This is a genomic window from Skermania piniformis (assembly GCF_019285775.1).
Lineage (GTDB): Bacteria > Actinomycetota > Actinomycetes > Mycobacteriales > Mycobacteriaceae > Skermania > Skermania pinensis.
The window spans coordinates 3,853,597-3,868,719 of sequence record NZ_CP079105.1 but is presented as its reverse complement, the minus strand read 5'-3'; the positions used below and the strand labels follow the sequence as shown (position 1 = coordinate 3,868,719).

The window sequence follows — 15,123 nt, the reverse complement described above, 5'->3', positions numbered from 1 at the left end:
TGCAGGCTACACGAGGACCCGGTACCGGGCTACATCTCCCGCCCGACCCAGCCGATCGTCGGCCGCGCCGATGCCCGGTGCGCCCGCGCCGGCCGAATGCCGGGGGATCGCCCGCCTAGGCTGTACGGCATGCAACCGCGGCTCCCGGCGACTCGGCGGATGCTCGCCACGGTGGTCGGCCTGTGCGGGCTCACGCTTGTGGCGGCGTACCTGAACAAGGCACGTTGCGCCGGAGCTCCGTTCGGCGAGGACGGTCGCAGCATCATCTTCGACCGGATCAAGGACACCCAGGTCTGCTACTCCGACATCCAGTTTCTCTGGCTGGGCCGGGGGATCGATCAGCACCTGTTTCCCTATCTGCACGGTTCGATCACCCCGGACGGAGTCCTGGTCGGCGGCAGTGTCGAGTACCCGGTGCTGAGCGGAGTGCTGATGTGGCTCGGCGCCGTGGGTGCGAACGACGACGCGCAGTTCCTGGCGCAGACGGCACTGTTGCTGGCCCCCTTCGGCCTGCTCACCGCGTGGTTGTTGGGTCGGCTGGCGGGGTGGTCCGCGCTGCTCTGGTCGGTCGGCAGCCCGTTGGTGCTCTACGCGTTCCACAATTGGGAGCTGCCGGTGGTGGCAGCGTCGGTCGGTGCCATCTACGTGGTAACCGCACTGCCGCGGTGGCCGCTGCGCCGCCGAGCGGTGCTTGCTGCGGTATTACTCGGGATCGGCTTCTGTCTGAAGATCTACCCCGGCATGTTCGTCCTCCCGCTGGTGCTCTTCGTGCTCACCGGCGGCGTCGCCGGCCGTGAGTTGCCGGCGTCGGTGACCGGCCGATACGACATCCGGGGCGCGATCGGGGTGGCGGCCGCGGCCGTGGTCACCGTGGTGGCGATCAACCTGCCGTTCGCCGTTGCCGGATTTGCCGGCTGGCGTGCCTCGATCACGTTCCAACAGCAGCGGGCGGCCGACATCACCACCAACTCGATCTGGTACTGGGGGCTGCGCCCGCTGTTCGGCCCCGGTGCCGGCAACCCCGCCACGGGCAACCTCGGCGCGGGCACGACCGCCGCGGAGAACGCAGCGGCCTACGAGCATGCGGTGTCGGTCACCTCGCCGGTATTGATCCTGCTGTCGTTCGGGCTGGCTGCATGGCTCGGTTGGCGGCGTCATCAGCGCACCGGTGGGTACCCGTGGGTCCAGGTCAGCGGGGCGATGCTGTGTGGCTTTCTGCTTTTCCACAAGGTGCATTCACCGCAGTACACCCTGTGGATCGTGCCGTTTCTGGTGCTGGTCGCGGTGCCCTGGCCGGCGGTCGCCGGCTACCTGGTGGCCGATGTCGCCGTCGGGGTATGGGTGTTCCGTTACTTCTACGCGTTGTCCAACGACGGCTCGGTCGTCGTCGTGGAGAACGTGGTCCAGTTCGGGGTGTGGGCGCGGGCCGCGCTGCTGGTGGTGTTCTACGTGTTGTTCCTGCGCGGTGAGCTGCGTTCCGGGCCGGCGCGGCCCGACCGGTCGGTCCCCACGCCCGGGCCGGTCACGGCACGCGACGGTCGGCTGGTGCCGGCTGTCGGCTGACCCGGCGGACCGGCCGGCGACGATGACCGCGCCGATCGCGATCAGCGCGCAGAGCAGGATCGCCGCTGCCTCGCCGAGCAGCACCGGCACGTGCCAGCGTCGGCGCCGGCCCGGCAGCGGACCGAGCAGGCCGATGCCGACGATCAGGGCGAGCATCGCAAAGCTCATCGAACCACTCTCGCGCTAGACTGGTCGGAGTGAATCTGCTCACCGGACAACAGTTCCCGCTGCGTCGCAACGACGGGACCGAACTCGGCACGATCCGGATGGGGCTGGGTTGGGATCCGGTGTATGTCGCTGGTACCGCGCACGAGGTCGATCTGGACGCATCCGCGTTGCTGTTCGCCGGCGACGGGATCGTCGACGTGTCCTTCTACGGTCAACTCATCTCCCGGGACGGGTCGGTCCGGCATCGCGGGGACAACCTGACCGGTGAGGGGGACGGCGACGACGAAATCATCATCGTCGATCTGACCCGGGTGCCGGAGTACGTCACCTCGATCGTGTTCGTGGTGACCTCGTACGGTGGACATACTTTCGAAGAGATCTCCAACGCGTTCTGCCGGCTGGTGGACGTGGCGACCGATCAGGAACTGGCCAACTTCACCCTGCGCGGGGGTCTTCCGTTCACCGGGATGGTGATGGCCGCGGTGCATCGCGCGAGCGGGGAGTGGGTGCTCGAAGCGGTCGGCGCAGGAATTTCGGCCAAGCATCCGAGCGAGGCGGCACAGCAGGTCGCGGCGATGCTCGCGGCGCCCTGAGGCACACCCGGGTCAGCTGGTGCGCAACGTCAGTCCCGGGTTGTCGGCGAGCACCGCGTCGATCGGAGTGACGAACAGCTCCGGCCCTTTGCCGAGCGCGGCGCCGAGCACGTCCGGGAGCTCGCAGAACGGATAGTCGGCCACCGACGAGGCGCTGGAGATGCCGATCGCCTTGGTGCCGCTCACCACCGCGCCGCCGGAGTCGCCGGGCAACGCGCAGATGCTCGACGAGAAGTTGTCGGTGAGCTGTCGGTTCCCCACCCGAACGGTTTGCCCGACCGCGCTGATCGTGCCGCAGCTGAAGCCGGTGCGTGCGCCCGACTTGCAGACCGGCGCGCCGACCACCGGGGTGGCGACGCCGTCCACCGCCAGCGGAGCCACCCCGGGTGCGCGAACCAGATTGTTCGCGAACCGACCGGCCGCGCCGGGGTCGACCCGGACCAGCGAATAGTCGTGGCCGTCGAGCCGGCTCGCTTCGAAGGTGCCCAGCTTCGGCCCGATCGAATCGAACCGGCCCAGCTCGAAGATGTTCGCTGCGGTGCCGGTGCCCGCCGACCGGGCATCCGGATTGCAGTGCCCGGCCGTCACGTTGACCACCTGGCCGGCGGCGTCGGTGCCGTTGAAGCCGAGCGAACAGCGCAGCATCGCCCGTCCGTCGATCGCGGCGAAGGCATCCCCGCCACCCAGTGCGTTGCCCGGCAACACCCCGGTGATCGCGTCCGACTTGGGCGCCGGGACCGGCTCGGTGGTTCGCGGCCCCGGCATCACCAGAATCTGCCGCGGATCGACGAACGACGGGAACGTCAACCCGTCGGCGACCCGCTCCACGCGGACGGCGAGCGCATTGTGGGCGATGTCGACCGCGATACCCCGGACCAGCGCGGCCAGTTGCGGGGGCAGTCCGGCCAGCCACCGGTCCAGTTGCTGCTGCTCCGCGTTCAGGGTGGCGGCGCTCTTGGCGACATCGCGCGGAGTGAATCCGGCTGCCTCGACCGCGGCGCGCGCGGCCGCCCGGTCGGCGCCGCCGGCCAGCCCGACCACCGTTCGCCCGTCCGGATCCAGCCAGGCACCGGCGAAGGTGGCCGGATGATCGGCGGCGAAGCCGGCGGCGAACCCGGCCAGCCGTTGGGCGTCGTCGGCGCGGCGTTGGTAAGCCGTTAGGTCGATGCCGAGGTCGCGGTGGATGGCCTGAGTCAAGTCACCCGCAGGTCCGGGTAGCGGGTCGGCCGACGCCGGCACCGGCAGGGTCAGCATCGCCGTGACCAGCCACGCCAGTATTGCCGCAACGACACCGTTCGTAGCCCATCGGCGAACGCCTGACGGTCGCACGATCTTCAGCCTTTCACTCCGGACGCGCGGCCCTGGCGGCCGGCGCCCGGGGTCGCAAGGTTCTGGCGGGCACTATATGGCCTTCGGCCAGGTCCTGGCTACTCTGCGGGGCTGTCGTTGACCGGTTGCCGGGATCAGCGGCGGGGGTGCCAGGGCGGAATGCTCCACGGCGGGATCGACCACTGGGTGTAGTACTGCTGGTTGTATTGCTGGACGTAGGTCATCGTGTACGGCGGGTACGGGGCGTACGCGGTCTGCGGCGCCGTCGTGGTCACCGGCGCGGGAGCGGTAGTCGTCGGAACGGTGGTCGTGGTCACCGGGGCCGGCGCGGTGGTGGTGCTGGGCGGGGGTGGTGGCGGAGCCACCGTCGTGGTGACGACCGGGGCGGGCGCCGGCGCCGGCTCCGGGGTGTAGACGGGCTCGATCGGTGCGACGACCGGGGTGGCCGGCGCGATCGTCGCCGGCGGCTCGGCCGGCAGGGCAATCGGGGCGATCGGCTCGACCGGGGCCACCGTGGTGGGGTTGATCGGCGGCGCGGTGGCCACCGGCGCCTCGGACTCTGCCGAACCGGCGTTCTGCAGGATGATCGCGGCGCCACCTCCACCCAATGCCAGCAGTGCCAGCGTGGCGGCGGCGGCCAGCAGGGGCGCCTTGGGCCGGGCGGCGGGCACTGTGTTCGGGGACGCAGCCGCCGGGGTGTCGGCGAACGTGGCGGTGGTCAGTTCCGACACCGGTGGGGCCGCGGAATAGGCCTGGATCAGCGCCGGTGCCGCAGCGACGACCGGCAGCTCCTCGGTGGTGTAGTCGGACAGGGTGTTGTCGGTCCGGTCCGGCGGGGTGACCCCGGCCGGGGTTGCCACCACGCTGCGATAGGCGGACCGAGCGGCCGCGGCGGCAGGATCGTCGCCGACGTCGGGGGTGCAGTCGACCGAGCGCAGCCCCAGGTAGTCCAGTGCTTCGCGCAGATCCGCGACGGCGGTCGGGGACCAGTCCGCCGGGTGCGATACGCAGAATGCGCTGGGTCCGTCGAGATGCTCGCGGGCAATGTCGACCATGCAGAAGACCGCCGTGGCGACCAGATCCTCGGCGCGGTAGGCCGCGCCCTCGTCGACGACGACCCCGGCCGGGTCGCCGACCCGGTCCACGAAACCCGTCACCGAGTGTGCTGTGCCTGCCGGCGCCGGACCACCGAGCACAGCGTCGCCGTCCGGCGACATGTGCAACACGGTGTCCCGGGCCAGCGTGCAGGTATCGTCTGCGCCCTCGCCGGTCATGATCGAGATGACACTCTCGTGTGAACCGACCCGCAGGCCTACCCCTGTGGCCATTTCTCCTACCTCGCTGCGTCGGGTCGAGACGACCCTTGGCTCGTGCGGCCCGACGATCGCTCCCCGGCGCGACCAACTCCTGACTAGATGTCGTTCGGCGTGGCCAACCGGTTACATTTCGTAGACCTCGTTGTTGTGCACCCTAGCCGCAATTCCGGTTCGGTGTGCATTCGTGCTCAGCGCGGTTGCCACTCGGGCCAGCGCGACGGCGTCGGCGACGGGCGCCCGAAGTGCTGCTTCACCGGCGAGCCGGGCGCCGGCCCAACGCTGCCCGATCTCGCCGAGCCGGCGGGCGCAGCCCGATACCTCGTCCGCGTCCACCTCGCCGCGCAACAGCCGAACCCAGGCCCGGGCGGCATCGACGAGTACGCCGGCGTCGGCGCGCACGGCCGGGTCTGGATCGGCGACCGCCGCGCGCAGCGCCGTTGCATGCGGGATCATCGCCGTGGGCCGCCCGGCCAGGATCGCGGCCTGCACGCCGTACCAGTGGAAGGTGGCGGTCTCGCCGGTCGCGTCGGGGTGCCGGCGGAGCAGCTCGGCGCTCTCGCGAACCAGCCGGGCAACGCGATCGATTTCGCGCAACCGGGCTGCGGCCAGCCACAGTTCGCCGACGGCGGAAACGCCGTCCAGTTCGGCCGGAGCCGCGGCCAGCGTCTCCTGGGCAGCCCGCCACCGGGTAACCAGAGCGCCTTGATCGCCGTCGCGCCGGGCCAGCCCCACCGCCGTGGCGTGCGACGACAGCAGACTGCCCGGGTCGAGCGCGGTCCAACCGCGGCTGCCCGGCTTGCCCAGGGATGCCACGATCCGCCGCGCCGAATCGTGGTCTCCGGCCAGCAGCGCTGCCAGGCCGGCATGGCGACTGCAGGTCCGGCGAGCCGGATGTTCGGTGATCCGCGGCTCGCTCCGACTGCGTCGCAGCCGGGTGACCGGGGCGCCGAGCGTGGGGCGGGGACCGGCGTCGGTGGCGCGGGACATCGGGTGGACCTCCTGATTGATCCGTCCCCGATACCAGCCGGTTGGTCGCTTCGGTCGGCGCTGTCGTTACACCGCTTCGTTACCCGGCTTGTTACCGAGCGAGTATGGCCGCGGTTGCCGGCCGCCGCCATCAGCTGTTCGACCTATTCCGCCGCGGGGTTCGCCGCGGCTGTGTCGCAGCGTCGAGGGGTGGCGACTATGGTCGGTGGCGTTACCTGCGCGTCGGGGAGAGGGGCCGGTGAGCCGTGGCCACGCAGACGGTCGGTGAGTTCATCCTCGGGCTGCTGGACGACGAGGAGGCGGCCGACGCCTACCGGGCCGATCCGGCCGGTGCGCTCGCCGCGGCCGGTATCGGTGCGCTGAGTCCGGCCGATTTGGCCGACCTGGCCCCGGCGGTCGCCGAGTCGCCGTTGCTCGGTGTTCGGGGGCACTGGCTGGTCGGCATGCTCGCCGCGGCCCCGGCCGTCGCGGCCGGCGACGACGCCCGGGCGATCGAGACGTTCTCGCCGTAACCCCGAGGTCGATCGCGTCGGCGCCCGACGTGCAGCCGACCGTGCCGGAGCGGGAACAAATCCGCCGGACCCGTGGTTGGCATCGACGAAACCTGAGCCTAATCGACTCAACTAGGCCTTGACGCCCTCCGGGTGCCTTGGCAGGATTGAGCGGAGAAGGCTCATCTGTATCGAACATTTGGGAGGAAACACAATGGCTCGTGCGGTCGGAATCGACCTCGGGACCACGAACTCGGTCGTCAGCGTGCTGGAGGGTGGCGAGCCGGTCGTCGTCGCCAACTCGGAAGGCTCGCGGACCACGCCGTCGGTTGTCGCCTTTGCCAAGAACGGCGAAGTGCTGACCGGTCAGCCGGCGAAGAACCAGGCGGTGACCAACGTCGACCGGACGATCCGCTCGGTCAAGCGCCACATGGGGGAAGACTGGAACGTCGAGATCGACGGCAAGAAGTACACCCCGCAGGAGATCAGCGCGCGGGTGCTGCAGAAGCTGAAGCGGGACGCGGAGGCATACCTCGGCGAGGACATCAGCGATGCGGTGATCACCGTGCCGGCCTATTTCGAGGACGCGCAGCGGCAGGCGACCAAGGAAGCCGGTCAGATTGCCGGCCTGAACGTGCTGCGGATCGTCAACGAGCCCACCGCCGCGGCCCTGGCCTACGGCTTGGACAAGGGCGACAAGGAACAGACCATCCTGGTGTTCGACCTGGGCGGCGGCACCTTCGACGTGTCTCTGCTGGAGATCGGCGACGGCGTGGTGGAGGTGCGGGCCACCTCGGGTGACAACCACCTCGGCGGCGACGACTGGGATCAGCGGATCGTGGACTGGCTGGTCGAGAAGTTCAAGGGAACCTCGGGTATCGACCTGACCAGGGACAAGATGGCGATGCAGCGGCTGCGCGAGGCCGCCGAGAAGGCGAAGATCGAGCTGAGCTCCAGCCAGGGCACGTCGATCAACCTGCCGTACATCACCGTCGACGCGGACAAGAACCCGCTGTTCCTCGACGAGCAGCTGACCCGGGCCGAGTTCCAGAAGATCACCTCCGATCTGTTGGACCGCACGCGTAAGCCGTTCCAGCAGGTGATCAAGGACGCCGGTATCTCGGTCGCCGACATCGACCAGGTCGTGCTGGTCGGCGGTTCGACTCGGATGCCCGCGGTCACCGATCTGGTGCGCGAGCTGACCGGCGGCAAGGAGCCGAACAAGGGCGTCAACCCGGACGAGGTGGTCGCGATCGGCGCGGCGCTGCAGGCCGGTGTGCTCAAGGGCGAGGTCAAGGACGTCCTGCTGCTCGATGTCACCCCGCTGAGCCTGGGGATCGAGACCAAGGGCGGCGTGATGACCAAGCTGATCGAGCGCAACACCACCATCCCGACCAAGCGCAGCGAGACGTTCACCACCGCCGACGACAATCAGCCGTCGGTGCAGATCCAGGTGTTCCAGGGCGAGCGCGAGATCGCCGCGCACAACAAACTGCTCGGCTCGTTCGAGCTCACCGGCATCCCGCCGGCGCCGCGCGGTGTGCCGCAGATCGAGGTCACGTTCGACATCGACGCCAACGGCATCGTGCACGTGACCGCGAAGGACAAGGGCACCGGCAAGGAGAACACGATCAAGATCCAGGACGGCTCGGGCCTGTCCAAGGAGGAGATCGACCGGATGGTCCGCGATGCCGAGGCGCACGCCGCCGAGGACAAGGCCCGCCGGGAAGAGGCGGAGACCCGCAACCAGGCCGAGTCGCTGGTGCATCAGACCGAGAAGTTCCTCGCCGAGAACGAAGACAAGGTCCCGGCGGATGTCAAGGCGAAGGTCGAATCGGCCGTCGCCGAGGCCAAGACGGCGTTGGCCGGCACCGACATCGCGGCGGTGAAGGCGGCGGTGGAGAAGTTGGCCACCGAGTCGCAGGCGCTGGGTCAGGCGATCTACCAGGCGCAGGCGGACGCCGACGGGGGTGCGGCCGGTGCGGCCGGTTCGGCACAGCCGCAGGACGATCAGGTCGTGGATGCCGAGGTCGTCGACGACCCGGCGGACAAGAAGTGACCGGAGAGCCCACCCCGCAGGCCGAGGACGTGGTGGCGCCGGCAGCCGATCCGTCGACGGGTGAACCGGCGGCGGACGGCGCGGGCGCGTTGGCCGAGCGGACCGCAGATCTGCAGCGGCTCACCGCGGAATACGCCAACTACCGGCGTCGGGTCGAGCGGGACCGGCACGCTGCGGTCGACCAGGCCAAGGCAGCCGTGCTGGGTGAGCTGCTCGGGGTGCTCGACGACCTCGATCGGGCGCGCGCGCACGGCGACCTGGAGTCCGGCCCGCTCCGGGCGGTCGCGGACAAGCTGGCCGATGTGCTGGCCAAGCAGGGGGTGCGCGAGTTCGGGGCGATCGGCGAGCCGTTCGACCCGGCCCTACACGAGGCCGTGCAGCACGAGGGCGACGGCCACGATCCGGTGATCGGTGCGGTACTGCGCAAGGGCTACCGGGTCGGCGATCGGGTGCTCCGGCACGCGATGGTGTCGGTGACCGATCCGGCCGGGGATCCGGTGTCGACGCCCGAGGCGTCGGCAACCGAACCCGGGCAGTGATTCGTACGCGAGCAATCCGTACGCGAGCGAGAGGAGGAGATGCCCGGTGAGTCAACGGGAGTGGATCGAGAAGGACTTCTACAAGGAGCTGGGCGTCTCCTCCGACGCTTCGGCCGAGGAGATCAAGAAGGCCTATCGCAAGCTGGCCCGGGATCTGCATCCGGACGCCAATCCGGGTGATACCAAGGCCGAGGAGCGCTTCAAGGCGGTCAGCGAGGCGCACGCGGTGCTGGCCGACCCGGCCAAACGGCAGGAGTACGACGAGACCCGCAAGCTGTTCGCCGGCGGCGGTGGTTTCCGGGGCGGCTTCGGTGCGGGGGGCGGCGGTGGAGCCGGCGGCGGTTACGCCGCCGACTTCAACCTCGGCGACATCTTCGGCGGTCAGGCCGGCGACGGTGGCTTGGGCGACATCCTGGGTGGGTTGTTCAATCGCGGCGGTGCCCCCGGCCGGCCCGGGGGCGCCGCGGCGCCGCGGCGGGGCAAGGACGTCGAGGCGGAGACCACTCTGGGCTTCCGGGAGGCGGCGCAGGGGACGACGTTGCCCTTGCGGCTGACCAGCCCGGCCCCGTGCACCACCTGCCACGGCAGCGGCGCCAAGCCGGGTACCAGCCCGCGGGTGTGTCCGCGGTGCAACGGCACCGGGGTGGTCAGCCGGAACCAGGGAGCCTTCGGCTTCAGCGAGCCGTGCGACGAGTGCCGCGGCAACGGGTCGATCGTCGACGATCCGTGTGTCGACTGCGCCGGGACCGGAATCCAGGAGCGGACCCGCTCGATCACCGTACGGATCCCGCCCGGCGTCGCCGACGGTCAGCGGATCCGGCTGCCCGGGCAGGGCGAGGCGGGCCTGCGCGGCGCACCGCCCGGCGACCTCTACGTCACGGTGCACGTGCGTGGGGACAAGGTGTTCGGCCGCAGCGGCGACGACCTGACGCTGGTGCTGCCGGTCAGCTTCGGCGAGTTGGCGTTGGGCACCACGGTTTCGGTTCCGACGCTGGACGGCCGGGTCGGGGTCAAGATTCCGCCCGGCACGGTGGACGGGCGGACGTTGCGGGTGCGCGAGCGCGGGGTGCCGAGACGCGGCGGTGGGGCCGGCGACCTGTTGGTCACGGTCAAGGTTGCGGTGCCGTCGAAGTTGGACGAGGACGCGCAAGCCGCGTTGCGCCGCTATGCCGAAGCGGAGCGGTCCGGCGGATTCGAGCCCAGGGCCGGCTGGGCCGGCGCGTGATGGCAGCGGGCGAGTCGTTCGAGCCCGAGGGCGAGTCCTTCGTGATCTCGGTGGCTGCCCGGCTGTCCGGGATGCATGCGCAGACGTTGCGTACCTACGACCGGCTCGGCCTGGTATCGCCGGCCCGCACCCCCGGGGGCGGCCGGCGATACTCGGTGCGCGACGTCGAGCTGCTGCGTGAGGTGCAGCGGCTGTCGCAGGAAGAGGGCGTGAACCTCGCCGGGATCAAACGGATCATCGAGCTGACCAATCAGGTCGAGGCGCTGCAGCACCGGGTCGCCGAGCTGCTCGACGAGCAGGAGCAGTCCCGGCGCGCGCCGCGCCGGGACCTGGTACCGGTGCCGCGCAGCACCGCGGTGGTGGTCTGGCAGCCCAACCGGCCGATCAGCCGCCGCGGTGACCGCGGCTAGCCGAGCGGGCAGCCGCCGGTCTTCACCCGGGACGTGAAGTTCGGCCGGATGTCCAGGTCCGGCGGGTCGTAGAGCCGGTGGAAGGTCGGGGTGATCCCGGCCGACATCGGCGGGTTGATCCAGCTCCAATCGGTCGGGCAGGACCGACCGGCCTTGGCTTCGCGGTCGACGTGGTCGAGGAACTGCTTGGCCACCGTGTGGTGATCCACCATGTACACCCCGGCGGTCCGGTAGCTGTGAATCACCGCCCGGGTCAGCTCGACCAGCGCCCGGTCCCGCCACAGCGTCCGCTCGGAACTCATGTCCAGGCCCATCAGGTCGGCAATCGTCGGCAGCATGTCGTACCGGTACCGATCGCTGAAGTTGCGTGCGCCTACCTCGGTGCTGACATACCAGCCGCTGAACGGCGCCACCGAGTAGGTGAGCCCACCCACCTCCAGGTTCATGTTCGCCACGGCCGGAACCGCGTGCCATTTCAGTCCGAGCGTCCGGAACCATTCGAACTCGGGATGGTCGATCGGCACCTCCAGCACCAGCTCCCGGGGGATGTCGAACCAGCGCAGCGGCTCGTCCGGGGTGCTGATCAGCAGCGGCAGCACGTCGAACGGGGTGCCGGCCCCGCGCCAGCCCAGTCGTTGCACCAGCTCGGTGAGTTCGACGTGCGCCGGATCGCCGGTCACCCGACCGTCGGAGCTCCGATAGCCCGCGTAGCGGATCAGCTGCGGGCTGACGATTCGGTACTCGCGGCCGTCCGGCAGCGGTGGCGGGCCGACGGTGATCACCGACTGCAGCGCACCCCCGTTGGTGGCCCGGCGCAGGTGCTGCCAGCAGGCCTGGGCGATCTCGTCGGCGGTGGTGGCCTCGCGGGCGTCGATCAGCTTGAGCGTGCGCCAGTGCTTACGGCCGACGCACCGGGCGTGGTTGCGCCATGCCAGCCGGGCACCGATGAGGATTTCTTCGGCGGTCTGGGTGTAATAACCGGTTTGTTCCAGTTCGCGTAGCACCTCGCGGCGTCGCGCCGGGGTCACCTCGGAAAGTTCCGGCAACGCGTAGAACTCGGCGCACTCGCGCATTCGGCGGGCGATGACCTCTTCGTCTCCGACGGAGGAGCGTTGTCCGGCAACGATGCTGGCTACTTCGTCGTGCGACGTGACGGACACGGCATGCCTCCGGTCGAACAGATGTTCACCGGCAGTTGATTGCCGGTGATTTGCTGACAATGAATTACAATGATGAATGTATATACAAAGGATTCCGCTGCTACTTATTGTCGCATACACTCGCGGCGGAAGATCGACGATCCGTGCATGATGCCAGGAAGTTGGTGCCGTGCCGGAAGTGTTAGAACGAGGTTGGGCGCCAAATGGATTCGAGAACCATCTCGCTCGTGAGAACGACCTTCAAAGCGGTCGTGGCCGAGGATGATGGACCCGAGCGGCTGGCGCGTTCGTTCTATTCGATCTTGTTTACTGATTACCCCGGTATCCGGGAACTTTTCCCCGCAGCGATGGATGCGCAACGGGATCGACTCCTCAAAGCTATTGCATATGTGGTCGACCGGTTGGAGGAACCGGACAAACTGATGCCGTTCCTCGCCCAACTCGGTCGAGATCACCGGAAATATGGGACGACCGACGGTCATTACATTGCCGTCGGGAACTCACTGATCAAGGCGCTGCGCACGTTCTCCGGTACGGAGATGTGGAACGACGAGGTCGACGCCGCGTGGGCCGAAGCGATCGGTGTGATCACCGAGACCATGTTGGGTGCGGCCAAGGCCGAAACCTCCCCACCGGTATGGTCCGGCCGGGTGGTCGAGCACCAGGAGGTGCTGCGCAATCTGGCGGTGATCCGGCTGCAGATGGATCAGCCGATGTCGTACGTCGCCGGCCAATATGTCAGCGTGCAAATTCCGGCCCGACCGCGAATGTGGCGCTATCTGTCGCCGGCCACCCCGGCGAACGATCGCGGCGAGATCGAGTTCCACGTCCGGGCCATCTCGGGCGGTTGGGTGAGCCCGTCGATCGTGGGGCACACCCAGATCGGCGAGACCTGGCTGATCGGTGCGCCGCTGGGTGGGCTGGGCGTCCCGCGCGACCCCGACCGGGCGATGGTGATGGTCGGTTGCGGCACCGGGATCGCGCCGCTGCGGGCCCAGTTGATGTTCATGGCGACGCGGCGGGCCAACCCGAAGGTGCACCTGTTCATCGCCGGTCACCACCCGTGCGATCTCTATGAGCTGGAGTCGCTCTGGCAGCTGTCGATCACCAATCCCTGGCTCACGATTACCGCGATCACCGAGTCGGAGGACAACCCGTGGTGGTACATGGGCGCCGATCTGGGTATTCCGCCGGGGATCGAGCTGCGGGTCGGCCAGATCGGGAAGATCGTCGCCGGCTACGGCGCATGGCCCGATCGAGACATCCAGATCGTCGGGTCCGCACCGGTCGTGCAGACGACCAAGTTCCGGATGATGGCGGCCGGGACACCGACCGAGAACATCCGCCACGATCCGCTCTTCTGATCAGCCGGGCGGGTCGAACCGGATGTCGCCCGCGGGGGTCCCGTTGGCCACCAACGTCTCGATCGTCGTGCGGGTCATCGCCGGCGAACCGCAGACCAGCACCTGATGCCCGGGAAATCCCTCGTGCCGAGCGACCATGTCGGCCAGCGTGCCGTGCCGGCGTTGTTCGGCGCCGAAGCCGACGTCCACCCGGGACCGGTCGTACCACTCGTCCGGCCAGACCGGGTCGGCCGGTGACTCCACGACCGGAATCACGGTCAGCCAGTCCAGTTCGGCGGCGAGCAGATACAGCATGTCGTCGGCATAGAGGTCGCGCGGGCTGCGGGCGCCGGTGAAAAGGCGGGTGCGTGGGGGGCGCGGGCGCCGGGACAGCTCCAGGATCAGCGCCCGCAGCGGTGCCAGGCCGGTGCCGCCGGCCAGCATCACCACCTCCCGGCCGGACTCGTCGACGGTCAGCTCGCCGCGGGGGTCGCTGATCCCCCAGACATCGCCGGGGCAGGTATCGGCCACGATCGCCGAACTCACCCAGCCCGCCGGCACGCCACGGACGTGGAATTCCAGCTTGCCGTCCAGCGACGGTGGCAGGGCCGGGGAGAGCCGGCGGGCGATCCGCGGTTGCTGCGGCACCGCCACCGACACCGATTGGCCGGCCAGGAACGGCACCGCGTCGCCGACCAGGCGGACCACCGCCAGATCCCGGCGGAGCCGATGATGCTCGACCACTGTCGCGCTCCACACCGGCGGCAGTCTAGATCTGGTCGTAGCTGATCTGGACCGCGGGGGTGCCGGCGCGGATCAGCGCTTTGCGGGTGGACCGGATCATCGTCGCGCTGCCACAGATCTGGATCTGCCGGTCGCTCCACGAGCCGATGCCGGCGATCACGTCTCCGATCGGTCCGACCAGGCTGCGCTGGATGCCTTCGGGCAGCTCGGTGGGCGGCCCGGTGTACCACCAGGGGTCGGTGGCGTTCTCGCAGATCGGTACCACCGTGAGCCAGGGATTGGTGATCGACAGCTGCCACAGGTTCGACACGTCGTACAGATCGCACGGGTAGCGGCCGCCGAGGAACAGCTGCACCCGGGGGTTGTGTCCCTTCATCGCCATTTCCATCAGCTGGGCGCGCAGCGGCGCGATCCCGGTGCCCGAGCTGATCATCAGGACGTCACGGCCGCTCGTCCGGTCCACGCGTAACCCGCCCAGCGGCGCGCCGAGCGTCCACCGATCGCCCACCTGGGTCTCGTTCACGATCGACGGGCTCACCCAGCCGCCGCGGACCTTGCGGACATGGAATTCGATCTCGCCGTACGGATTGGTCGGAATAGCCGGCGACAGGTACCGCCACATCCGGCCCCGCTGCGGGATCTGCACCGGCAGATACTGGCCGGGCTCGTACGGGATCTGGGTTTCCGACCGCAGCCGGACCAACGCCACGTCGTCGCGCAGCCGATGGTGCCCGACGACGGTGGCCGACCAGGTCGACGGCAGGTCGTCGGATGCGGCGCCGATGCTCATCTCGGTCGTGATCAGCTCGGCCACCTGGGTCCAGGCGGCGTCGATCGCGTCGGTCCAGAACACCGCCGAGGTGAAATCGCGCATCGCGGCGATGATCGCTCGACCCGCTGCCGGATAATGCCCGGCCTCCACCCCGTACTTGCGGTGGTCGAGCGCGAGCTGGCGGAGGAATTCCCGCACCCGGTCCGGGTCGTCCAACGCGGCGATCACGAAGTCGATCGCGAGCACCAGTCGCTCGCGTTGCATGTGCATCGTCGCGGGGAACAACCCCCGCAGGCCCGGATTCTCGCCGAACAGATGCGCGTAGAAATAGTTTGTCAACTGCGCCGGTCCGTGTGGGGATCCGGTAACCGCACGGAAATTCGTCCGGACAAGCGAAATCGCCCGCTGATCCACGAAAGCGACC

14 protein-coding genes are annotated in these 15,123 nt (G+C 69.3%); 8 read left to right on the top strand and 6 right to left on the bottom strand.

Annotation, left to right across the window (positions count from 1 at the left end):
• Positions 1-129 precede the first annotated feature (129 nt).
• Both KV203_RS18115 and KV203_RS18110 read left to right on the top strand, forming a co-directional pair.
• Positions 130-1,563 carry a glycosyltransferase family 87 protein gene (locus tag KV203_RS18115; protein WP_174522037.1) on the top strand — a complete coding sequence of 478 codons (1,434 nt, stop codon included), beginning with the start codon at positions 130-132 and terminating at the stop codon, positions 1,561-1,563.
• 197 nt (positions 1,564-1,760) lie between these two features.
• Positions 1,761-2,324 (top strand): TerD family protein, encoded by a 564-nt coding sequence (locus tag KV203_RS18110; RefSeq protein WP_066469416.1) that lies wholly within the window; start codon positions 1,761-1,763, stop codon positions 2,322-2,324.
• A 12-nt stretch (positions 2,325-2,336) separates the two neighbouring features.
• Here KV203_RS18110 and KV203_RS18105 read toward each other — a convergent pair whose 3' ends face one another.
• The 3 genes from KV203_RS18105 to KV203_RS18095 form a co-directional block, all read right to left on the bottom strand.
• On the bottom strand, positions 2,337-3,653 hold the full coding sequence (locus KV203_RS18105) for a S1 family peptidase (protein ID WP_246600213.1): 1,317 nt from the start codon (positions 3,651-3,653) through the stop codon (positions 2,337-2,339).
• 134 nt (positions 3,654-3,787) lie between these two features.
• The gene (locus KV203_RS18100; protein WP_066469420.1) at positions 3,788-4,927 is read right to left on the bottom strand and encodes a hypothetical protein; all 1,140 of its coding nucleotides are present in this window, start codon (positions 4,925-4,927) and stop codon (positions 3,788-3,790) included.
• Positions 4,928-5,092: 165 nt separating this feature from the next.
• A complete protein-coding gene (locus KV203_RS18095; RefSeq protein WP_066469422.1) occupies positions 5,093-5,956 on the bottom strand; it encodes a hypothetical protein in 864 nt (287 codons plus the stop codon).
• Positions 5,957-6,201: 245 nt separating this feature from the next.
• On the opposite strand from KV203_RS18095, the gene KV203_RS18090 reads away from it, so the two are divergent.
• The 5 genes from KV203_RS18090 to KV203_RS18070 all read left to right on the top strand — a co-directional run bounded on the left by KV203_RS18090 (position 6,202) and on the right by KV203_RS18070 (position 10,680).
• Complete coding sequence (locus KV203_RS18090; RefSeq protein WP_066469424.1) at positions 6,202-6,468, top strand: IniB N-terminal domain-containing protein; 267 nt, start codon at positions 6,202-6,204, stop codon at positions 6,466-6,468.
• A gap of 193 nt (positions 6,469-6,661) precedes the next feature.
• Positions 6,662-8,506 carry a molecular chaperone DnaK gene (gene dnaK, locus KV203_RS18085; protein ID WP_066469426.1) on the top strand — a complete coding sequence of 615 codons (1,845 nt, stop codon included), beginning with the start codon at positions 6,662-6,664 and terminating at the stop codon, positions 8,504-8,506.
• The gene (grpE, locus tag KV203_RS18080) at positions 8,503-9,045 is read left to right on the top strand and encodes a nucleotide exchange factor GrpE (RefSeq protein ID WP_066469427.1); all 543 of its coding nucleotides are present in this window, start codon (positions 8,503-8,505) and stop codon (positions 9,043-9,045) included. Before dnaK ends, grpE begins: the two co-directional genes overlap by 4 nt.
• 46 nt (positions 9,046-9,091) lie before the next feature.
• Entirely contained in the window at positions 9,092-10,270 is a 1,179-nt protein-coding gene (gene dnaJ / locus KV203_RS18075; RefSeq protein ID WP_066469429.1) for a molecular chaperone DnaJ, read from the top strand.
• Positions 10,270-10,680: a heat shock protein transcriptional repressor HspR gene (locus KV203_RS18070; protein WP_066469431.1), complete on the top strand. Its 411-nt coding sequence runs from the start codon at positions 10,270-10,272 to the stop codon at positions 10,678-10,680. The genes dnaJ and KV203_RS18070 overlap by 1 nt, the downstream gene beginning before the upstream one ends.
• Here KV203_RS18070 and KV203_RS18065 read toward each other — a convergent pair.
• On the bottom strand, positions 10,677-11,753 hold the full coding sequence (locus KV203_RS18065) for a nitric oxide synthase oxygenase (protein ID WP_083529996.1): 1,077 nt from the start codon (positions 11,751-11,753) through the stop codon (positions 10,677-10,679). The two genes, KV203_RS18070 and KV203_RS18065, sit on opposite strands and share 4 nt — an antisense overlap.
• Positions 11,754-12,043: 290 nt before the next feature.
• Here KV203_RS18065 and KV203_RS18060 point away from each other — a divergent pair, with 290 nt between their 5' ends.
• Positions 12,044-13,204 carry an FAD-binding oxidoreductase gene (locus tag KV203_RS18060; protein WP_066469433.1) on the top strand — a complete coding sequence of 387 codons (1,161 nt, stop codon included), beginning with the start codon at positions 12,044-12,046 and terminating at the stop codon, positions 13,202-13,204.
• Here KV203_RS18060 and KV203_RS18055 read toward each other — a convergent pair whose 3' ends face one another.
• Complete coding sequence (locus tag KV203_RS18055) at positions 13,205-13,951, bottom strand: FAD-binding oxidoreductase (protein ID WP_066469435.1); 747 nt, start codon at positions 13,949-13,951, stop codon at positions 13,205-13,207.
• A gap of 1 nt (position 13,952) precedes the next feature.
• Positions 13,953-15,113 (bottom strand): FAD-binding oxidoreductase, encoded by a 1,161-nt coding sequence (locus tag KV203_RS18050; protein WP_066469437.1) that lies wholly within the window; start codon positions 15,111-15,113, stop codon positions 13,953-13,955.
• Between the last annotated feature and the right edge of the window lie 10 nt (positions 15,114-15,123).